The following is a 19,863-nucleotide window of genomic DNA, read 5'->3' as shown; positions in this document are numbered from 1 at the left end:
AAGTCAATCATCAAGTATCTCAATGATTGAGAGAACATATACTGGGGCCATGCCCGTCAACAACTCCTCGTCACCCCTGCCCGGAGACGACCCGACGGGATTGCAGTCCTTCGCTGTGCTCCTGCGCGGAATGAACGCCGAGTTCAATCGCATCGCCCACAAGTTCGCCCAGGCGCAGGGGCTGCATCTCACCGACGTGCTGGCTCTGATCGCGATCCTCGACACCGACGCGGACGACGGGCCCATGACGCCCGGCCGGCTGCGCGAGCGGCTCAGCCTCACGTCCGGTGCGGTGACCGCGTGCATCGACCGGCTGGAGAAGGCCGGTCACATCCAGCGTGTCCGGGCGGTCGACGACCGCCGTGTGGTGCACCTGCGCTACGCGGCGGCGGGCCGACGCGTCGCCAGTGAGTACTTCCGGCCGCTGGCCCACAGCACCGCAGCCGCGTGCGAGCGCTTCACCACCGACGAACTGGCGGTCGTCGTCCGCTTCCTCGCCGAGATGAACCAGGAACTCGCCCATCTGAGCCGCTGAACGGCTGCTCCCGCACGCCCTCCGGTCTGCCCGGCTCCGTTGTGTCGGGAGGTGTCGCCGATCGAGTGGCCGCGTGGGAAGAGCGGCGTAATGCACTCAAGTCGGCCATCCGGCTTGAAAAGCATGCATGAAGCTACGAGACGAACTTGCCGTCGATCACCACCTGGCGACCGTCTACCGCTACGGTGCCGCCTTGTGCAGCCTCGTCCTGCTCGCTCACGGGCTGTCCCTTCCAGCCCCGGTGCCCGAAAGCCGAGGCAGTGTGCTCGACAGCGGCGCCGGCGTACGCCCGGAGCGGATCCCACCGCACCACACCGCCTGCATCCACGCGGCCGGGTGGACCGACGGGCCCCGACCGGCGAACTGGGTACCGTCAGCCGCATCCCTCCGCAGGCGGATGTGCTCGCCCCGCCTCACGTCGCCGCATACGACCTCGGCGGAGTCGTCTGACCGGTAGGACTCGCCGGCGCCACGGTACGAGTCCTCAACTTCTCCGGAGAGGGGCACGCTTGTGCCCGGTCGTGTCCTTGGCGGCGGCTCGGGTGATGTTGCGGGCCATGCCGCCGAAGACGACCGCGTGGAAGGGGGAGACGGACCACCAGTAGACGTGGCCGAGCAGACCGCGGGGGTGGAACAGGGCACGCTGACGGTAACGGGTGCGGCCCTCGCTGTCCGTCTCGGAGTACATCTCCAGCCAGGCCAGGCCCGGCAGCCGCATCTCCGCCCGCAACCGCAGCAGCCGCCCGCGCTCGATCTCCTCGACCCGCCAGAAGTCCAGCGAGTCGCCGACCCGCAGGTGTTCGGCGTCACGCCGGCCGCGGCGCAGGCCGACCCCGCCGACGAACCGGTCCATCCAGCCCCGGACCGCCCAGGCCAGCGGGAAGGAGTACCAGCCGTTGTCGCCGCCGATGCCCTCGATCACCCGCCACAATGCCTGCCCCGACGCGTCGACCGACACCTGCCGTTCGTCCTCGTAGAGGCTGCCGCCCGCCCAGTCCGGGTCCGTGGGCAGCGGGTCGCTGGGCGCGCCCGGCACGGAGGCCGACGACCAGCGGGTGACCACCTGCGCCTCCCGTACACGCTGGAGCGCCAAGGCGAGCGCCTGGTCGAAGGGCAGTGGCCTACCCGGCTCGGCGGGCAGGTAACGGGTGATGTCGTGCTCGTGGCAGATGACCTCGTGGCGCAGGGACTCCGTGAGGGGTCGGGCGATGGAGGCGGGCACGGGCGTGATCAGACCGACCCAGTGGCTGGACAGCCTGGGCGTCAGGATCGGAACGGGCACGATGAGCCGTCGGCGCAGTCCGGCGACGAGGGCGTAGCGGCGCATCATCTCGCGGTAGGTGAGGACATCCGGCCCGCCGATGTCGAACGTCCGGTTGACCTCGTCCGGCATGGCCGCGGAGCCGACGAGGTAACGCAGCACGTCCCGCACCCCGATGGGCTGAGTGCGGGTGTCCACCCAGCTCGGGGTGACCATCACCGGCAGTCGCTCGGTGAGGTAGCGGAGCATCTCGAAGGAGGCCGATCCGGAGCCGATGACCACGGCTGCCCGCAGTACGGTGGCGGGCACCGGCGCCTCCAGGAAGATCCGTCCTACCTCGGCCCGGGAACGCAGGTGGGGGGACAGCGAGCTTTCCGGCACGCCCTTCGGGGTGAGTCCGCCGAGATAGACGATCCGTCGTACACCGGCGGCCCTCGCCTGTTCGGCGAAGACGTGCGCGGCACGGCGGTCGGTGTCCTCGAACCCGGCGCCGGACCCGAGGGCGTGCACCAGGTAGTAGGCGACATCGATTCCGAGCATGGCTGAGGCGACCGACTCGGGGTCCGTGACGTCCCCGCGAACCGTCTCTGCGTCGCCGGTCCAGGGATGGTCACGGAGACTGTCCGGCGAACGGGCCAGACAGCGTACCCGGTGGCCGGCCTCCAGCAACTCCGGTACCAGGCGTCCGCCGATATAGCCGGACGCTCCGGTGACCAGGCAGTGCAGCCGCTCGGGCCCGCGCCCGCCATGTCCGTCCGCGGCGTCGGTCGCGTTCCGCTGTCCGTCCGCGCTCACGCTCTTGCCTCCACACGCTTGCTCCGACGCTGTTGCCTCGTCGTCCGATCATCTCCGCAACGAGGTGACCGTGCCCCTCGGGGCGTCGCGGCCGGACGGGCCGATGAAGCCCGCGCCGCCCGGTTCCGTCGCCCCTCGGCCACGGCGCCACACGCGATACCCACGAGTGCCTTTCCGCATACACGAGTGTCTTTCCGTATAACCGGGGACGGCCTCGCGCCACGGACGGGCCCGCCCGCTGCCCTGCCGCACCACAGCCGAGTACCTGCCCACAGGCGTGGTGTCCGGGCCATGCATCGTCCGGTTCGGCGTCGGCCGCCTCTACAACCTCTTCGTGCGGACACCGGCCTACGGATGCACCGTACGTCCGAAAACATCCGTGGGTATCAGGCGTAAGCCCCACGGCACGTCCGGAGATGAAGCGCTTCGGGATCGGTGAGGGCTCCGGACTGCCCCGAGTTGGGTGGAGTCGAGCGCTTGGCGCGGGTCGCCGGCTGCCGGGCAGGCTGTGCAGACCGGCGCGCTGCATCAGCAGCGCCACGGGTGCCGTGGCTGACATGGATGTGCAGGCCCGGACCAAGTTCGGTGTGGACCCGGCGGGAGCCGTAGGTGCCGCGGGAGGCGGTGTGGATGCCCGCGGTGGCCTCGGTCGGCCAGGCGTGCTTGACCACCAGGCGGTTCGACGGCGGACGGTCCCGCCAGGCGTAGTACCCGGACTCGGCGCCGGCCGAGTGGTCACCGACGTAGAAGGACGGCGCCCGGGGCGGTCTGCGCCACGTCCGCCCTCACCCGCTGGAAGAACTCTCGCTGAGGCTTGCCCCCCGTGGTACCGAGGCTGCGATCAGGTCGGCGGACCCAGGCCGCACAACAACTCGCCGACGCAGACGGCCCGGTTGCTCACAGCGCGCGCGAACCGCGTGACCGCGCGGAACGCCGCCGTACGCCCCCCCCGGCAGTGACCGGCCCGGGATTCACTCGTTTGACGCAACGGCACATCGCTACGTCCCCTCCCGGAAAGCGTCCCGCTCCATGCAACTTCGCTCGCTCCGGCCCCGCGCCGGGGGCGTCAGGTCCCGGGTACGAGAGGCCGAATCCGTCCTCGTCGAGCAGTACGGCGACCTCGTCCGCCTGGCGCATCTCGTCCTTCCCGCCTCACTCGGCCGGCACCGGCGGGTACTCGTGGCGCACTCCCTCGTCCAGCGGACGCTGCGCCGCGCGGGAACGGCACACACCGCACATGCCGTCCCCCTGCCGCGCCAGGAGTCCCGCAGCGGGGAGACCGTCGAACGCCGCCTACTGGTGGAAGTGCTGCGCGCCGCGCTGACGTACGGGCGGCGTCCGCGGATGTGGCCCGCACGCTTCGTCCACCCGGGAGCTCTGCGGCCCCGGCTGCCCATGGTCTGGGGGCTGCGGTTGTTCCCGCGTTCGGGCGGGGCGGACGAACTCGCCCTGGCGCAGCGGCTGTCCGCGGCGCCCGCCGCCGCCCGCGCGGCCTTCCTGCTGCGTACCATCCACGGCCTGCCACCCGACACCGTCCTCGCCCTGCTGGAGTCGGCGGACACACCGGACGCGGCCGCCGCCCTGCGCACCGCGGACCTCCTGGAGGAGGACGCGCGCAGGCCCCCCGCCGCCCTGCTCGCGTCACAGGAGTTCGACGCCTGCGCCCTCCAGGCCGGCCCCACCGATCTCCTGCGCCGCACCCGGCGAACCCGCCTGATCCTGGGGACGGCCGCAGTCGGACTCGTGACGCTGGTGACCCTGGCCGTGGCCGGTGACGGCACGGCACACCGGGAGGCCACCCAGGCGCCCGCGGCACACAGCATGCCGGGTCCGGGGGACCTGGTGCGCACGGCCGCCGGAGTGTGGGACAACACCTCGCGGGTCGACTTCACCGCATGGCCGGCCCGCGGCCTCCGCGTCCACGACCAGAATCTGCTCGACCGCGCCCTGTCCGCATGGACGCACCCGCAGGCCCGTACACACCTCCACCTCGCCCCCGCCACGACCACGACCCCGCCGGCGAACGCACCGCAACTGCTGTACGCCGGGGACGTCAACGATCGCGCCGTGGTGCTGCTCTACGACGGACAGCGTCTCGCCCGCTACAGCGAGACCCGCTCCGCGGCGCGGGACACGCAGCTCAGCGTCGCCCGCGCCGACGACGCGGACGTCACCACGGCGGCGGCCCTCACCCTCACCCCGGCAGGCAGCACCGCCCGCTACCTGCTGGCCCCCTGGATCGCCGAGACACAGACCCGCGACCTGCTGCGCCCCGATGTCCCCGCCCGCGCGCTGCACGTCTCGAAGGACGGCGTCACGGACCCGGTCGCAACCGGGCCCGCGACAGGGGACTGCGACAGCCGGCCGGTCCTGCAACTGCGTTCCTCGCAACGCATCGCCGAACACCACGCGTTCCTGCTCGCCCCCCTGGGCGACCTGTCCCCGGTCCACCTCACCTACACCCCCCTGCCCGGACACGGCACACCACCCGCCCGCCAGCCCCGCGAGGCCACCGGCCCCCAGGCCCTGCTGGCCTGGGCCCACCAGGCCTGCTCCCTGCAGCTGCTGCGCGACACCGGCGTACGCGCCGTCAACACCTGGGACTTCGCCGAACAGGACCTGCCCGACGGCGGCGGCCACGCCGTGTGGACCTGCGCCCGCGCCGACACCTGGCGCGGACCCGGCGACGTGACGGTCTCCTTCCGCACGAACGCATACGCACCCGGCGCACCGGCCCGGATCATCACCCGGGCCCGCGCGACCGCGGCCTGCAGCCGGTTCGGCCAGCACATCGTGGCCGCCGACGGCTGGCGCTCCCCGAACGGCCATTGGTATGCACTGGCCGCAGGCAGCCGCGCCGTCACACGCCTAACGGTGAGCGGAGACGTGACAGCCACGAAGCAGGCCCGCACCCTCGCCGTACCCGCCCCCCACAACCCACGCATCACCGTCCGGGCCCGCCTCGCCACCGGCGAAGGGCTGAACGCCGTCGGTACTCCCGGAACGTGATCGACACCAGCCGCATTGCGACCAGCCGGGTGAGCATCACGCGGGCGAAGTTCTTGTCCCTGATTGCCAACGGCCATTTCGGCGCACTCGTCGGTCTGCGGCCTCAGGTCTCCGGCGACAGGAGGGCAGTTGCGATCTGGAGGAGAACGAGGACCGCCGGTGTTGCCAATCCAGTTGGCGCCTTTGCAGGTCAGTGAACCGCGGCCTGTTCTGCAGGACATCGTCACTCGCGGGCCGGGTTGTCCTTGCGCCACCTCCACCGTCAGAACTCGTCGGCCCGATGGTCGTGTTCGAAGCCGTCACCGAGTGGCCCTATCCGTTCGATTGCCTCGGCGGTGCGCGGGTCGTCCCGCAGGGCGAGACCGTAGGCTGCCTCCAGACGCACGATGTGGTTGTCCTCGCCGAGTGACGCGGCCTGGGCGTCGCTGAGGGCGAGCGTACGGTCGGGGGAACTGGCCAGTGCCGCCGCAGCCTCGCCCCGCATGCCCGCCTCACACGCCCTGAGCCGCGCTTCGGCGTCCGTGTCGCGCAGGAGGGTGAGCAGGGCGGCCCTGGCCGCGGGCGTCCGGGGAACGTAGTCCGCGCAGAACGCGTAGGGCACTTCGCGGCGCACGCGTGGGGCGGGATGGTCGACGTGGCGAAGGCCGATGGCCTCCTGGCCCGGATGGCCACGGTTGGTGGTCGTTGTCGGTGACGTCGAAGACGCTGAGGTTGGAGTACTGACCGGCGCAGCGCCACAAGTGCAGCCATTCGCCGGAGTGTTGGAGCTTCTGTGCGTACTCCTTCTCTGCGGCGACGGTCGATGTTCGGAGCGCCGGGTCGATCACCTCGGGCACGCTCACCGCGCCCCGGCTCCTCGGGGTCGACGACCGACAAGGCTCCCTGGATGCTGGCAAGACCGCCGACTTCGTGGCGGCCGACCAAAGCCCCTTGCGCGACATCGGTAGCCTCGGCAGGCCCGAGAGCGTCGTACTGGTCGCTCAGGCGGGAGCGCCGTGCAAGAACCTCCTTTGAAGCAGAAGGAGTTGGCGAGGAGGTCGCCTCGCGGGACCGGACCTTACGAGACTCTGACGCGGTGCCCGAACGCCTTCATACGCCCCTGCACAGCGGCAACTCTGGTCCCACACACCCCCCGGGTCAGAGGAGCCGCACATGAGCAAGCACAACAAACGCAGGTCGAAGCTGCAGAACAGGCTGACCGTCCTGAGTGGAGGGGCGGTGGCTGTCGCGGCGGCCGTGGTCGTGGTCAACGGAGCCTCCGCCGCGCAGGTTTCGCCGACCCCGCGCGCCACCTCAAAGGCCGACCACGCCGTCCTCATCCAGGGCAACGAACTGGCCGGGAACACCGTCCGCGTCTTCCGACGGGGCGACGACGGGAAGTTGACCGCCGCGGGGAAGTACGCGACCGGCGGCAAGGGCGGCGACCAGACCGACGCGCCCACCGACTCGCTCGCCTCGCAGGGGTCGCTCGTCTACGACCACCGGTCCGGCCGGCTCCTGGCGGTCAACGCGGGCAGCGGCACCCTGACGTCCTTCGCCGTGCACGGCCAGAAACTGACGGATCGTCAAACAGTGTCCACGGGAGGCGACTTCCCGTCCGCCGTCACGGTATCGGGGAATCTCGCCTACGTCATGAACGCGGGCGGCGCGGGAAGCGTCCAGGGCTTCCGGATCACCTCCAAGGGGCTGAAACCGCTGAGCGGTTCGAACCGCAGTCTGGCGCTGAAGAACGAGAAGGTACCGCTGTTCAGCAGTTCGCCGGGCCAGGTCGCGTTCACGCCGGACGGCCGGGACCTGGTCGTCACCACCAAGTCGGCGAACACCATCGAGGTCTTCCCCGTGGGGAAGAACGGCCTCCCGGCGGACAAGCCGGCCGTGAACAAGTCGGCGGGCATGGTGCCGTTCGCCATCGCCTTCGACAAGTCCGGCCGCATGCTGGTCGCCGAGGCCGCCAAGTCCACCGTCACCACCTACAAGGTGCGCCACGACGGCGAGTTGAAGACCGTACAGGCGTCCCTGCCGAACGGACAGATGGTCCTGTGCTGGCTGGAGCGGGCCGGTGACTTCTTCTACGGCGGCAACACCGGCAACTCCACCGTCAGCGGCTACCGCCAGGACGCGCACGGCCGACTCGCCCTGACCAACGAGGCGGGCATCGCCGCCGCGCCGTCCGGAATGTCGCAGGGCGTCATCGACCTCGCTGTCGCCGCCGACAAGTTCGTCTACGTCCAGAACGCGACCTCGGGCACTGTCGACGGTTTCCGTGTCGGGCGCACCGGCGCCCTCACCAAGATCACGACGGTCACAGGACTGCCCGCCTTCGCCGCCTCCGGCATGGAGGGCATCGCCGCGGTGTAAGAAAGCGGCCATCGCGGCGGAACGTCCCGGGCACGCGACGAGCGCGCCCGGGACGTCGTGTATCGGGCGGGCGCGCTTCGGCAGTGCTGTAGTGCGCGGACGTACTTGTGCTTCGTTTCATCATGGGGGAGGCCGGGCCCAGACCTCTAGGCGAGGCCACTGCGCAAGCATGGGACCTGCTTCATCCCCGGCTGGATCGCCGGGCGGCATGGCTCGACCACGACGGACCTCTGCCTGTCGGCGGATGTCAACGATGACCAGCAGTTCCAGCTCCGGGCCTACCGCAGCGGCGGCGCCGTCGAGCCGCGCGGGGTGAGCGAGGGGGTCGCGACCTGGTGGGAGACGGGTTCCTCGCCGTCGATCAGCGCGAAGAGGGTTTCCGCCACGTCGGCGCCGAAGCCGTGCACGTCGTGGCTCATCGCGGACAGCGGTGGGTGGGTGAGCTGGCACAGCTGGGAGTCGTCCCAGGCGAGCAGGGAGAGGTCGCGCGGCACCGAGAGGCCCAGTTCCGCGGCGACGGCGGTCCCGGCGACGGCCATGATGTCGTTGTCGTAGAGGATGGCCGTCGGCCGCTCGGTCATGAGCAGCAGTGAGCGGGTGGCGCGGGCCCCCTCCTCGCCCTCGAAACCCGTGGCGATCTGAAGGTCGTCGGCGATGCCCAGTTCGCGCGTCGCTTCGGTGAACGCCTTCGATCGGATGGCACTGTGGCCGAGTCCGGAGGGGCCGCCGACGCGGGCGATGCGTCGATGGCCGAGGGCCGCCAGATACCGCACTGCCTCCGTGGCCGCGGTGGCGTCGTCCGTCCACACCGAGGTGAAGCCGCCCGTCAGCGACGGGTGGCCGACCGCCACCGCGGGGAGCCCGATGGCCCGCAGTGCCGGCACGCGGGGGTCGTTCTCGCGGAAGTCGACCAGGATCGAACCGCCGATCTGCTGGCCCTGCCACCAACGCTGCTGGAGTGCGATCTCCTCGTCCACGTCCCGCACCAGGTGCAGCAGGAGTGAGCAGGAGCGCTTCGCCAGCACGCTCTCGACCCCGGAGATGAACTCCATGTAGAAGGGTTCCAGGCCGAGCAACCGGGCCGGCCGGCAGATCGCGAGGCCGATGGTGTCCACCCTGGTGCCGGACGACAGGCCGCGAGCCCGCGCGTTGGGAGCCCAGCCCAGCTCCTGGGCTGCCTGGAAGATGCGGTCGCGGGTGGCGTCGGACACTCCGGGCTTGCCGTTGAAGGCGAGCGACACGGCGCCCTTCGACACCCCGGCCCGGGCCGCGACGTCCTTGATGGTGATGCGTTGGGTCGGTGCGCTCACGCCGGTTCCACGCAGAAGAGCGCGGCGCGGGCCGGTCCGGCGTCGGGCTCGGGCCAGCCGGCGACCCGGATCGTGGTCTGCTCGCCGGGGAGCAGGGTGACGAGACCCGTGTCGGCCACCGCGTCGGGGGCGAGGCGGTCGGGCTGCAGGAGGAGGTCTCGTACGAGGGTGTGTGCTGTGACCACGACGTCGACTGTATCGGGGTCGCCGGTGACCGGCTCCACTCGTACGTCGAACTGCGGACGCGGATAGGGGAATTCACGGTCCGGCACGGGGAAGTGCACGGCGCGCAGCCCGTCCACGTCGGCGACCAGGAACTCCCCGTCTTCAGGGAGGCCGAGTGCGGCCACGGGCAGCGGTGCCCGTACCGCGTCACGCGCCGCCACCTCCACGGTGAGCGGCACCCGGGCCTTCACCGTTCCGTCGGCGGTGGTCCGGCGTACGGTGACCTCGGCCCGCCAGGGGGTGGCCGACTGGTTGACCAGGCCGAGCACGACGCCCTGCGAGGCGGGCTGGAGGGTGAGCAGCCGGTCGGCGTACAGGCGCCGCAGCTCGTGGTAGAGCGGCTTGAGCCGACCGTCTCCGTCGATGGCGGCCCAGGAGCTGACCGGCCAGCAGTCGTTCAGCTGCCATACGACGGTGCCCGCGCACCGCGGCCAGTGGGAGCGCCAGTGCTCGATGCCCGCGGCGACGGCCCGGGCCTGGACGAGCTGGGTCAGGTAGTGCCAGCGGTCGAAGTCGGCCCCGGTGCCCTCGGGCAGCACGAAGTGGCGCTCGACACCGCGGTCGAGTTTGCCGTTGCCGTCCTCGGCCTTCTGGTGGTGCAGCATGCCGGGGGAGTCGGGGGCGAGGTCCTCGCCGGGCAGCGCGCGGCGCAGGGTGGCCAGGGCCGGCGGCGCCTGCCAGCCGAACTCGGCGACGAACCGGGGCACGCTGTCGAGGTACTCGGCGAAGTCCCGGCGGTTCCACACCTCCCAGGAGTGGTGGGTGCCGTGCGCAGGGTCGTTGGGGTGGTGGTCCCAGGAACCGGACCAGGGGCTGCCCGCCGTGTACGGCCGGGTGGGGTCCAGTTCGGCGACTACACGCGGCAGCATGCCGAGGTAGTACCCCTCGCCCCAGGAGTCACCGGCGAGTCCGGGTTCCCAGCCCCAGTCGCGGAAGCCCCAGAGGTTCTCGTTGTTGCCGTTCCACAGCACCAGCGACGGGTGAGGCATCAGGCGTACGACGTTCTCCCGCGCCTCGGCCTCCACCTCGCCGCGCAGTGGCTGCTCCTCGGGGTAGGCGGAACAGGCGAACAGGAAGTCCTGCCACACCATCAGCCCGAGTTCGTCGCACACGTCGTAGAAGGCCTCGTCCTCGTAGATGCCGCCGCCCCAGATGCGGACGAGGTCGATGTTCGCGTCCGCGGCCTGGGTGAGGCGGCGCCGGTAGCGCTCCGGGGTGATGCGGGAGGGCAGGACGTCGTCGGGGATCCAGTTCACACCGCGCGCGAAGAGACGCACCCCGTTGACGACCAGGGTGAAGCCGGTGCCGTGCTCGTCGGCGGTGCGGTCCAGTTCGATCGTGCGGAAGCCGATCCGGCGCCGCCAGGTGTCCAGCGCGGTGTCGCCGTCCGAGAGGGTGAGCGTCAGGTCGTACAGCGGCTGTTCGCCGTGTCCGCGCGGCCACCACAGCCGCGGGTCGGGCACGTCCAGGCAGAGCAGCGCGTGGCCGTCCTCGACGGTGACCTCGGTGTCCACCCCGGCCACCGACGCCCGCGCGGTCAGGGCGCGCCCGGTGCCCCCGGCGGTGCGTTCCACCGCGAGGTGGACCTCGACCCGCCCCCGCGTCCCGGCGACCGTGACCAGGGGCCGGACCTGGGAGATCCGGGCGGTCGACCAGTGCTCCAGGCGGACGGGCCGCCACATTCCGGCGGTGACCACGGTGGGGCCCCAGTCCCAGCCGAAGCTGCACGCCATCTTGCGGATGTACTGGGACGGTGCGGGATAGACGTTGGGCCGGTCGCCGACCGACTTGCGTACCGTGTCGGCCTCCTCGCGAGCCGGGGTGAAGTGCACCTGGAGCTCTCCGTCGCGGCCGGTGACGTCGAACCGGTGGGTGCGGTGCATGTTGCGGGTCCGGCCGAGCGGCTCCCCGTCCAGGGTGATCTCGGTGGCGGTGTCCAGGCCGTCGAAGACCAGGTCGGTGCGCTCGTGTGCGGTATCGGCCGGGATCCGGGCGGTGTAGGTCCAGGCCCGGTCGCCGACCCAGGCCACCTCGTGCTCATTGGTGCCGATGAAAGGGTCCGGGATGAGTCCCGCTGCCAGCAGATCGGTGTGCACGCAGCCCGGCACCCGGGCAGGCAGCACCGCGTCCTCGTGGCGCAGCCCCCACCCGTCGTTGAGCAGGGTGACGTCCTTCATTGTTCGGCTCCCCTCACGTGACGCAAGGTCGTTTCCGGTTACGGCGCACGCCAACCTAGCTGCCCGCACGAATGATGTCCATAAACCGGTATAGCTCTGCTTGCGTCCGATGATTTGATACATTTTCTGCGCTTATACGCTGCTTGGTTCGGTGTATTTGGAAGCCCTAGTGTAACGATTGGGTATCGCGAGAGAACAGTGAGCTTTACCGGTTCATTAGCCCGGTGCCATAGTGCGACAGCCCAAAGGCGAGCCTGAGCCGCGATGTGGAAGGAGCTGGGGTAAATGGGGAGGAAGACGCTGGCGGTCGCCGCGCTGATAGCCGTGACGGCGCTCACTGCGACGGCGTGCACCGGGGCGGCGGCGCCTAAGGGCGAGTCCGCCGCCGAGGCGACGGACCTGGGCAGCGTGTCCGGCACCATCACGGTCCTGACGCACCGCACGGACCTGGTGCAGAACGGCACGATGAAAAAGTACGCAGCCGCGTTCAACAAGATCTATCCCAAGGTGACGGTGAAGTTCGAGGGCATCACCGACTACGAGGGCGAGGTCAAGATCCGCATGAACACCGACAACTACGGTGACGTGCTGATGATCCCGAACGCGATCGCCAAGAAGGACTACCCCTCGTTCTTCGCCTCGCTCGGCAGCAACGCCCAGCTGAGCAAGGGGTACCGCTTCACCGGCAACACGAACGTCGGCGGCAAGGTGTACGGCCTGGCCCTGGTGGGCAACGCCAACGGGTTCGTCTACAACAAGGACGTCTGGAAGAAGGCCGGCATCACCTCCTGGCCCACCAGCACGCGGGAGTTCGTGGCCGACCTCAAGGCCATCAAGGCGAAGACCGACGCGGTGCCGTACTACACGAACTTCAAGGACCAGTGGCCGCTGACCGCCGGCACCGCCAGCATCGGCTCCGTCAGCTGTGACGCGCGGGCCAACGACAAACTCGCGACCTCCACCGCTCCCTGGGCCGACGGCAGCGACCTCAACGTCATCGACACGCTGCTCTACGACACCGTCCACGACAAGCTCTCCGAGAAGGACCCCACCACCACCAACTGGGAGAACTCCAAGGGGCTGATCGCCCGCGGCGAGATAGCGACCATGCAGCTCGGCTCCTGGGCCATCACCCAGATGCAGGACGCGGCCAAGACGGCGGGGAAGAACCCCGACGACATCGGTTTCATGCCGTTCCCCGCGCAGAAGGACGGCAAGTTCTGCGCGATCCTCTCCTCCGACTACCAGCAGGCGGTGAGCATCCACTCCACGCACAAGGCCGCCGCACGGGCGTGGATCGACTGGTTCACCGAGAAGTCCGGCTTCGCGCAGAACGAGGGCTCGATCCCGACGGCCAGGTCGGGCGCCCTGCCGGACACCCTGAAGCCCTTCGAGGACAACGGTGTCACCCTTCTCGAACGGTCCGAGGCCAAGAGCGCCCAGGTCAACACCATCGACAACACCGCCGAGATCGGCCTGTCCAAGCCCGACTACCGGCAGAAGCTGGTGGACATGGCCCGCGGAGTCCAGAGCGGCGGTCTGAAGGACTACTTCGCCGACCTCGACAAGAAGTGGAGCAAGGCGCGGAAGACCGCGGGCTCCTGACGGAGATCGGCGCACGGGCCCGGTGACCGCGCCTCCCCGCCGGGCCCACGCCGACCGCATCCGTGGACGACCGGAAGGCCGACATGACCCACACCACACACACGCCCACGGCCCGCGTGGGCAAGGGGAACACCGCCGCCCGCACGGCCGGCGGTCCGGTACGCCGGACGGTGACGAGGGGGTCCCGTCCCGGCCGCGGCCCGCTGAGCAGCGTCACCCCCTGGCTGTTCCTGCTGGTCCCGCTGGTCCTGCTGATCACGTTCACCTACGTGCCCGTGGCGAACATGATCTATTACAGCTTCACCGACTGGGACGGCGTCAGCCCGGAGATCCACGTCACCGGGATATCCAACTACACCGAACTGTTCACCCGCCCCGAGCTGTTCCGGGTGTTCTTCGTCAGCCTCTACTACCTGGTCGCGTCCGCCGTGCAGATCGTCATCGCCCTGTACTTCGCGACCGTCCTCAGCTTCAACCTGCGCCTGCGCAACGTCTTCAAGGGAATCCTGTTCTTCCCGTACCTCATCAACGGCGTCGCCATCGGGTTCGTCTTCCTGTACTTCTTCCAGGACGGCGGCACCCTCGACTCGGTGATGTCCTGGTTCGGCGCGGGCAGCGACCATGTCTGGCTCGGCGAACCGACCTCCGCGAACATCTCCCTGGCGGGTGTGTCCGTGTGGCGCTTCACCGGCCTGAACTTCGTGCTCTTCCTCGGCGCGATCCAGTCCATCCCCGGCGAGCTGTACGAGGCGGCCCAGCTCGACGGCGCCACCCGGTGGCACCAGTTCCGGTACCTGATCGCGCCGAGCATCCGGCCCGTGATCAGCCTGAGCGTGATCCTCGCCGTGTCCGGCTCGCTGTCAGTGTTCGAGATCCCCTACATCATGACCGGCGGCGCCACCGGAACCACGACCTTCGTCATCCAGACGGTGAAGCTCGCCTTCCAGTTCAACAAGGTCGGGCTGGCCTCCGCAGCGGCCGTCGTCCTGCTCGTGATCATCCTGCTGGTCACCTGGATCCAGCGCCGCCTCGTACCCGAAGAGAAGGTGGACCTCGTATGACCACGAGCGCCCAACCGACGCCCACAGAAAGGATGGTGGACCAGTGACCACCCATGCGGTGGACGGCCGTCGCCCCCGGGGTATCGGCTCGGTCCTCATCTATCTGTCCCTGGTCCTCGCCTCGCTGGTGGTCCTCGTCCCGCTGGCCGTCGTGTTCCTGACCTCGCTGAAGACGTCGAAGGAAGTGACGGAAGGAGGCGGCGCGTTCCGGCTCCCCGGCGACTGGCTGAACTGGTCCAACTACGTCACGGCCTTCCGTGACGGCCACATGCTGACGGCGTTCGGGAACACCGCCTTCATCCTGCTGTTCTCCATTGCCGGCACCGTGATCATCGGGTCGATGACCGCGTACGCCATCGATCGCTTCACCTTCCGCGGCAGGAAGCTGGTCGTGGGCCTCTTCCTGGTCGCCACCCTGGTGCCGGGCGTGACCACGCAGGTGGCCACGTTCCAGGTGGTCAACAGCTTCGGCATCTTCGACACCCGATGGGCGCCGATCGTGCTCTACATGGGCACCGACATCGTCTCCATCTACATCTTCCTGCAGTTCATCCGCTCCATCCCCGTATCCCTCGACGAGGCCGCCCGGCTCGATGGCGCGAACGCGCTCACCATCTACTGGCGGATCATCTTTCCGCTGCTCAAACCGGCGATCGCCACCGTCGTCATCATCAAGGGCATCACGGTCTACAACGACTTCTACATCCCCTTCCTCTACATGCCCTCAGAGAACCTGGGCACCATCTCGACGGCCCTGTTCCGCTTCAAGGGCCCCTTCGGAGCTCACTGGGAGGACATCTCGGCGGGCGCGATCCTCGTCATCGTGCCCACGTTCGTCGCCTTTCTCTTCCTCCAGCGCTACATCTACAACGGGTTCGCGCGGGGCGCCACGAAGTAGGCCGGAACCGCCCACCCAGCCACTGCTGTCCGCTTCGTCGACGGCTTGACCGCTCTATTCCTGAGAGTCGCGACCTCGCGGAGAGCCGATGGCTCGCCTCGCCTTCCGGAGGCCCGGTACGGCGGCGAGACGCGGGTGAAGTCCTCGATCCACTCACGCGACTTCCGCGGCACCTGCGCTCCGTGGCATCAGCAGCAGTTCTCGTGTGGTCGCCGGGGCTGAGAGGACACCGGCATCGCCGACATGACCGCTCAGCCCGCCACATGGGTGCTGCGGGACGACGATCCCCCGGCTGAAGCCGGGGGTATCCACGAAGGAGAGCCCTGGTAAGCCTGCACGGCCCTTATGTCCCGGCGGGACAAGCGCTGCGCCCGCGCACTGCACGGGATTTGTACTCCCGCCTCCGGACATCCGGAGCGCATCTCAAGTCGGCCAGATGGGGCGGTCGTTCACCCGGCGAGTTCCTTGGTGATGCGGTCGAGCATGAACGCGGACGAGTCGCGGGCGCGTTCCTCCCAGGCGAAGACGCAGGCGGTGGCCACGCCGTCGAAGGCGAGTTCGCGCAGGGTGCCGAAGAAGGCGTTCCAGTCGACTTCGCCCTGGTCGATGTCGAGGTGCTGGTGAATGCGGGCGGTGGTGCCCGGCGGGTTGAGGATGTAGCGCAGACCGCTGGACCCCTTGTGGTTGAAGGAGTCGGCGATGTGCACGTGCTGGAGCTGTCGCCTGCGTAGCGCATCATCGCGGCGATGTCCGTCGTTGGGTCGGAGCCCTGACCTGAGGGGTGCCGGGCTGGGTTGCGACTCCAGGCGTGGAGGCCCTGGCTTCCGGGCGAGCTGAGCACGGCGCCGGGTTCGCGTCTCATCGATCATGGTGAGACCGGTGGTTCCTGAGCTGGGCATTCCGGACCAGTCCCGACCGAGCTGGGTCTGAGCAACGCCAAAACTGCGTGCTGCCTCTGCAGACGGTTGGGGGTGGTCGCGCCAGTGCGGGGTGTCCAACAGGCCAGTGAGCACGATGACTTCGGGGTAGGTGGCCACTTCGATTCGGCGGTTCCACCTCTGTCGAAGGGGCTCTCCGTGACTCTGTCGGGAATCTTGAGATCCGGGGGCCACTTTCCGTGGCGCCACCACAGCGGAGTCGACCATTTCCATAGACGATGAATATAAAAGCACTATGCTTTCGAGTGTGAGTCGTCAAGACACCGCTCCTGGCGCGTCCGCCGCCATCGGGACCGCCCTCTACGGTCTGGCCACCAGGGCCGCGAGACGCCTGCCCCGGGACATGAGCCTGACGTCCGCCGCCACCCTGGCCACCCTGGACCGGACCGGCCCACGGCGCATCACCGATCTGGCCGCGGTCGAGGGCGTCACCCAGCCCGCGATGACCACCCTGGTCCGGGTGATGGAGGAGTCCGGCCTGGTCGAGCGGCGGGGCGACGCGACCGACAAGCGGGTCACCCTGGTGTGCCTGACCGAGGCCGGCGCCTCCTATGTCCAGACGCGGCGCCACGCGGGCGTCCACGCTTACGCGCGGTTGATCGGCGAGCTCACCGGCGACGAGGTCGAGGCTCTGGTGGCGGCCCTTCCGGCGCTGAAGCATCTGGCAGAGCTCGAAAGCCAGGACCGCGAAGGGCCGAAGCAGCGACCGGGCAGCCGGTCGGCGGGGTCGCGGTGAAGGCGTTCCCGGTGGCGCGTTCCGAGACGCGGCTGCTGGTCCCCGCCCTGACGTTCATCGCTCTGGTCGTGGCGGCGGTCGCCAGCCTCGGAACGCCGCTCATCACCAGCGTGGCGACCTCGTTCCATGTCTCGCTCGGCAGCGCGCAGTGGACGCTGACCGTCGCGCTGCTCAGCGGCGCCGTCGCCACGCCGGTTCTGGGCCGGCTCGGAGCCGGCCCGCACCGGCGGGCCACGATCCTCACCACGCTGGCGGTCGTCGTCTCCGGCAGCGCGCTCACCGTGCTGCCGCTGCCGCTGCCGCTGCCGTTCGCGTGGCTGCTGGCCGGCAGGGCGGCCCAGGGCGTCGGGCTCGGGCTGACGGCGCTGATGATGGGCGTGGCCCGGGACCACCTCCCCGAGGAGCGCAGCGCGGCCGTGATCGCCCTGATCTCGGTGGTCTCGATCATCGGGGCAGGTGTCGGCTACCCGCTGGCCGCACTGCTCGCCGAGCTCGGCGGACTGCGGGCCGCCTACGGCCTCGGCCTGGTCGTCACCGCCGCCGCTCTCCTGACCGCGTGGCGCTCCATGCCCGAAGCCCCCGAAGGCCGCTCCGCCCATGTGGACGTGGCAGGCGCGGTCGTCCTGGCCGCCGCGCTGCTCCTGGTGCTGTTCCTCGCGAGTGAACGGAATCTGTGGAGCCGGCACCTCGCCGTGGCGGCGGGCCTCGCCGTCGTCGCGGTGGTGCTGCTCCGCGGCTGGGCCGTGATCGAGGTGCGCAGCACGACGCCCCTGGTCGATGTGCGGGCGGTGCGGCACCCGGCGGTCGCCGGGGCGAACCTCGCCATGTTCACCGGCGGGATAGGCATGTACCTCCTGCTCACGCTCATCACCCGGTACGCGCAGACGCCGCACGGCGCCGGCTACGGTTTCGGGCTGACGACCTTCGTCGCCGGGCTGGTCCTCATCCCGTTCTCGGTGCTGGGGTTCGTCGCCGGCAAGCTCACGCCGCGGGTCCGGACGCGGATCGCCGACCCCCTGCTCCTGGCCGGCAGCGCCGTCGTGGTCGGCGGCGGGTTCGCGCTGTTCGCGGCGGCCCGGTCGGACCTGGCCGAACTGTTCGCGGCGATGGGCGTGCTCGGCTTCGGCGTCGGCGGCTTCTCGGCCGCGATGCCCGGCGTCATCCTGGCCGTCACCCCCAAGAGCGAGACGTCGAGCGCCATGAGCTTCAACTACGTCGTCCGCAGCGTCGGGTACTCCCTGGGCAGCGCCATCGGCGGCCTGATCCTCGCCGCGGGCACCGGCCCCGGCCGCCTCTTCCCCGACGACAGCGCCTACACCACCGCGGCGCTGGTGGGCATCGGCGCCATGGCGATCACGACGCTGACAAGCCTCGCTCTCGCCCGCCGGCGCTCGTCCGAGACCAACCCGTAAGTCAGATGCACTCATCCCAACACTGGAGGTTCCATGCCCAAGGGCTACTGGGTCAGCGCCTACCGCACCATTTCAGACCCTGAGAAGCTGGCTGCCTACAGCAAGCTGGCCGCTCCGGCCGTCGAGGCCGGGGGCGGTCGGGTCCTCGTCCGTGGCGGTCGGGTCGTGGCGCATGGCGCCGGAATCGCCGAGCGCACCGTCCTGATCGAGTTCGACAGCTTCGAGCAGGCCGTCGCGGCGCACGAGAGCGCGGCCTACCAGGAGGCGCTGGTCGCCCTCTCCGACGGCGTCGAGCGCGACTTCCGCATCGTCGAAGGCATCGACTGACCGAGGTCCAGCCGGATCTTCACTGAAGATCCACCATCTTGGCTTTCGCTGGTGCGGCTGCTGGTGCGGCGGGGTCCATGGGTGCTCGTGCTGGTCGCGGGCGACTGTCCTCGGTCTTGATCGTCTGTCAGCGGTCAAGTTCGAGGTTCGTCAGGACGAGCAGGGCGCGGAGCAGGTTGGCGGCGCGGGCGGGGCTCGCCTCGATCACGCTTATGACGCGGAGGCTCACCCGGCCCGCCGTCCAGCCCAACGCATCCATGGCCCCGATCTGACGAACCCGTCCACGCTGCTTGAGGCGTCCCAGGCCCGACGCCGAGCAAGCCTGGTGCCGGCATGTCTGCGTGGGTCATGCCCGTGGTTCTTCCGTCATGGGCAGGCATTCGGCGAGCAGGTCGACGATGTCGCGCCAGGCTCGTTGCGCGTGTTGTGGGTGGTGGCCGACGCCGGGGACCGTGGGGTGGTCGACCGGCGGGTGGTGGAAGGCGTGCGAGGCGCCGCCGTAGACCGTGAGGCGCCAGTCGACGCCTGCGGCCTGCATCTCGGTGGTGAACGCGTTCCGTTGCGCGGGCGGCATGATCGGGTCTTCCGATCCGACCCCGGCCCACACCGGGCAGCGGATGCGTGCTGCCTCGCCGGGGCGGCCCGTGGTCGTGGCGTTGACTGTCCCGATGGCGCGCAGGTTGACGCCGTCGCGTCCGAGTTCGAGCCCGACGGCGCCGCCGGTGCCGTAGCCGATGGCGGCGATCCGGTCGGGGTCGGTCCGCGGTTCGGTGCGCAGCACGTCGAGCGCCGCGTGGCCGATGTTCCGCATCCGGTCGGGATCGGCGAGCAGCGGCAGGCAGCGGGCCAGCATCTCCTCGGGGTCGCTCAAATAGCGCCCGCCGTGGAGGTCGAAGGCCAGCGCTATGTATCCCAGCTCGGCGAGGGCGTCGGCCCGGCGGCGTTCGACGTCGCTGACACCCATGCCCTCGGGTCCGAGCAGTACTGCGGGCCGGCGGTCGAGACCGGCCGGGAGCGCGAGGTGTCCGATCATCGTCAGTCCGTCGGCCGGGTACTCGACCGTACGCGTCGTAATCGTCGTCATGAGACTGGACTGTAGTGATCGCCGAACCCGGTCCGGCCGCTGTTCTGCCCCCGGCAGAGCAGCGCGGACATCCCCTGCAATACGGCGAGGGCTCACAAGACCTCTCACCGGTCTGACGATGGGTGCTCAGAG

Annotated in this window: 17 protein-coding genes and 3 pseudogenes; 12 read left to right on the top strand and 8 right to left on the bottom strand. The window is 69.8% G+C overall.

Annotated features, from left to right (window positions below):
• Positions 1–49 precede the first annotated feature (49 nt).
• Together OG226_RS01860 and OG226_RS01855 are read left to right on the top strand one after the other, a co-directional pair.
• Complete coding sequence (locus OG226_RS01860) at positions 50–535, top strand: MarR family winged helix-turn-helix transcriptional regulator (RefSeq protein ID WP_329347512.1); 486 nt, start codon at positions 50–52, stop codon at positions 533–535.
• Positions 536–662: 127 nt separating this feature from the next.
• Positions 663–752: pseudogene (locus OG226_RS01855) on the top strand (DUF4383 domain-containing protein); the annotation flags it as partial.
• A gap of 267 nt (positions 753–1,019) precedes the next feature.
• On the opposite strand, the gene OG226_RS01850 reads toward OG226_RS01855, so the two are convergent.
• On the bottom strand, positions 1,020–2,591 hold the full coding sequence (locus tag OG226_RS01850) for an SDR family oxidoreductase (protein ID WP_443066851.1): 1,572 nt from the start codon (positions 2,589–2,591) through the stop codon (positions 1,020–1,022).
• Positions 2,592–3,620: 1,029 nt separating this feature from the next.
• Here OG226_RS01850 and OG226_RS01845 point away from each other — a divergent pair.
• Positions 3,621–5,600 carry a hypothetical protein gene (locus tag OG226_RS01845; protein WP_329347510.1) on the top strand — a complete coding sequence of 660 codons (1,980 nt, stop codon included), beginning with the start codon at positions 3,621–3,623 and terminating at the stop codon, positions 5,598–5,600.
• On the top strand, positions 5,597–5,797 hold the full coding sequence (locus OG226_RS01840) for a hypothetical protein (protein WP_329347509.1): 201 nt from the start codon (positions 5,597–5,599) through the stop codon (positions 5,795–5,797). The genes OG226_RS01845 and OG226_RS01840 overlap by 4 nt, the downstream gene beginning before the upstream one ends.
• Positions 5,798–5,862: 65 nt before the next feature.
• Here OG226_RS01840 and OG226_RS01835 read toward each other — a convergent pair whose 3' ends face one another.
• Together OG226_RS01835 and OG226_RS01830 are read right to left on the bottom strand one after the other, a co-directional pair.
• On the bottom strand, positions 5,863–6,213 hold the full coding sequence (locus OG226_RS01835; protein WP_329353748.1) for a hypothetical protein: 351 nt from the start codon (positions 6,211–6,213) through the stop codon (positions 5,863–5,865).
• Between the two features lie 127 nt (positions 6,214–6,340).
• Positions 6,341–6,427: pseudogene (locus OG226_RS01830) on the bottom strand (muconolactone delta-isomerase); the annotation flags it as partial.
• On the opposite strand from OG226_RS01830, the gene OG226_RS01825 reads away from it, so the two are divergent.
• Positions 6,423–6,614 carry a hypothetical protein gene (locus OG226_RS01825; protein ID WP_329353293.1) on the top strand — a complete coding sequence of 64 codons (192 nt, stop codon included), beginning with the start codon at positions 6,423–6,425 and terminating at the stop codon, positions 6,612–6,614. The pseudogene OG226_RS01830 and the gene OG226_RS01825 sit on opposite strands and share 5 nt — an antisense overlap.
• A 138-nt stretch (positions 6,615–6,752) precedes the next feature.
• Entirely contained in the window at positions 6,753–7,958 is a 1,206-nt protein-coding gene (locus OG226_RS01820; RefSeq protein ID WP_329347507.1) for a lactonase family protein, read from the top strand.
• A 278-nt stretch (positions 7,959–8,236) separates the two neighbouring features.
• Here OG226_RS01820 and OG226_RS01815 read toward each other — a convergent pair whose 3' ends face one another.
• Both OG226_RS01815 and OG226_RS01810 read right to left on the bottom strand, forming a co-directional pair.
• Positions 8,237–9,268, bottom strand: a complete 1,032-nt coding sequence (locus OG226_RS01815; protein WP_329347506.1) for a LacI family DNA-binding transcriptional regulator — start codon at positions 9,266–9,268, stop codon at positions 8,237–8,239.
• Complete coding sequence (locus OG226_RS01810; RefSeq protein WP_329347505.1) at positions 9,265–11,670, bottom strand: glycoside hydrolase family 2 protein; 2,406 nt, start codon at positions 11,668–11,670, stop codon at positions 9,265–9,267. Before OG226_RS01810 ends, OG226_RS01815 begins: the two co-directional genes overlap by 4 nt.
• Before the next feature lie 285 nt (positions 11,671–11,955).
• Here OG226_RS01810 and OG226_RS01805 point away from each other — a divergent pair, with 285 nt between their 5' ends.
• The 3 genes from OG226_RS01805 (at position 11,956) to OG226_RS01795 (ending at position 15,234) form a co-directional block, all read left to right on the top strand.
• Positions 11,956–13,275: an ABC transporter substrate-binding protein gene (locus OG226_RS01805; protein WP_329347503.1), complete on the top strand. Its 1,320-nt coding sequence runs from the start codon at positions 11,956–11,958 to the stop codon at positions 13,273–13,275.
• An 83-nt stretch (positions 13,276–13,358) separates the two neighbouring features.
• On the top strand, positions 13,359–14,336 hold the full coding sequence (locus OG226_RS01800; RefSeq protein ID WP_329347502.1) for a carbohydrate ABC transporter permease: 978 nt from the start codon (positions 13,359–13,361) through the stop codon (positions 14,334–14,336).
• A gap of 43 nt (positions 14,337–14,379) precedes the next feature.
• Complete coding sequence (locus OG226_RS01795) at positions 14,380–15,234, top strand: carbohydrate ABC transporter permease (RefSeq protein WP_329347501.1); 855 nt, start codon at positions 14,380–14,382, stop codon at positions 15,232–15,234.
• Positions 15,235–15,683: 449 nt separating this feature from the next.
• On the opposite strand, the pseudogene OG226_RS01790 reads toward OG226_RS01795, so the two are convergent.
• Positions 15,684–16,003 (bottom strand): annotated as a pseudogene (locus tag OG226_RS01790) (TIM barrel protein); the annotation flags it as partial.
• 512 nt (positions 16,004–16,515) lie between these two features.
• Here OG226_RS01790 and OG226_RS01785 point away from each other — a divergent pair.
• Genes OG226_RS01785 through OG226_RS01775 form a run of 3 tightly spaced genes read left to right on the top strand, consistent with a single transcriptional unit; the run spans position 16,516 to position 18,647 of the window.
• Positions 16,516–16,908: a MarR family winged helix-turn-helix transcriptional regulator gene (locus OG226_RS01785; RefSeq protein WP_329353291.1), complete on the top strand. Its 393-nt coding sequence runs from the start codon at positions 16,516–16,518 to the stop codon at positions 16,906–16,908.
• An 11-nt stretch (positions 16,909–16,919) separates the two neighbouring features.
• Positions 16,920–18,320: an MFS transporter gene (locus OG226_RS01780; RefSeq protein WP_329347500.1), complete on the top strand. Its 1,401-nt coding sequence runs from the start codon at positions 16,920–16,922 to the stop codon at positions 18,318–18,320.
• Between the two features lie 33 nt (positions 18,321–18,353).
• Positions 18,354–18,647, top strand: coding sequence for a DUF1330 domain-containing protein (locus OG226_RS01775; RefSeq protein ID WP_329347499.1), 294 nt, complete (start codon positions 18,354–18,356; stop codon positions 18,645–18,647).
• A 127-nt stretch (positions 18,648–18,774) separates the two neighbouring features.
• Here the strand turns inward: OG226_RS01775 and OG226_RS01770 are convergent, their stop codons facing one another.
• Together OG226_RS01770 and OG226_RS01765 are read right to left on the bottom strand one after the other, a co-directional pair.
• Entirely contained in the window at positions 18,775–18,906 is a 132-nt protein-coding gene (locus tag OG226_RS01770) for a hypothetical protein (protein WP_329347498.1), read from the bottom strand.
• Between the two features lie 87 nt (positions 18,907–18,993).
• Positions 18,994–19,731: a dienelactone hydrolase family protein gene (locus OG226_RS01765; RefSeq protein WP_329347497.1), complete on the bottom strand. Its 738-nt coding sequence runs from the start codon at positions 19,729–19,731 to the stop codon at positions 18,994–18,996.
• Positions 19,732–19,863: the final 132 nt, after the last annotated feature.

Source organism: Streptomyces sp. NBC_01261 (assembly GCF_036226385.1).
Classification (GTDB): Bacteria; Actinomycetota; Actinomycetes; order Streptomycetales; family Streptomycetaceae; genus Streptomyces.
The sequence above is the reverse complement of the archived record's forward strand: the minus strand, read 5'-3'. Positions and strand labels throughout refer to the sequence as shown.

Bases quoted from the DNA above. Each gene is read 5' to 3' on its own strand.
- OG226_RS01860 (WP_329347512.1), top strand. From the start codon at position 50: ATGCCCGTCAACAACTCCTCGTCACCCCTGCCCGGAGACGACCCGACG.
- OG226_RS01845 (WP_329347510.1), top strand. From the start codon at position 3,621: ATGCAACTTCGCTCGCTCCGGCCCCGCGCCGGGGGCGTCAGGTCCCGG.
- OG226_RS01820 (WP_329347507.1), top strand. From the start codon at position 6,753: ATGAGCAAGCACAACAAACGCAGGTCGAAGCTGCAGAACAGGCTGACC.
- OG226_RS01810 (WP_329347505.1), bottom strand. From the start codon at position 11,670: ATGAAGGACGTCACCCTGCTCAACGACGGGTGGGGGCTGCGCCACGAG.
- OG226_RS01805 (WP_329347503.1), top strand. From the start codon at position 11,956: ATGGGGAGGAAGACGCTGGCGGTCGCCGCGCTGATAGCCGTGACGGCG.
- OG226_RS01800 (WP_329347502.1), top strand. From the start codon at position 13,359: ATGACCCACACCACACACACGCCCACGGCCCGCGTGGGCAAGGGGAAC.
- OG226_RS01785 (WP_329353291.1), top strand. From the start codon at position 16,516: ATGAGCCTGACGTCCGCCGCCACCCTGGCCACCCTGGACCGGACCGGC.
- OG226_RS01775 (WP_329347499.1), top strand. From the start codon at position 18,354: ATGCCCAAGGGCTACTGGGTCAGCGCCTACCGCACCATTTCAGACCCT.
- OG226_RS01770 (WP_329347498.1), bottom strand. From the start codon at position 18,906: ATGGATGCGTTGGGCTGGACGGCGGGCCGGGTGAGCCTCCGCGTCATA.
- OG226_RS01765 (WP_329347497.1), bottom strand. From the start codon at position 19,731: ATGACGACGATTACGACGCGTACGGTCGAGTACCCGGCCGACGGACTG.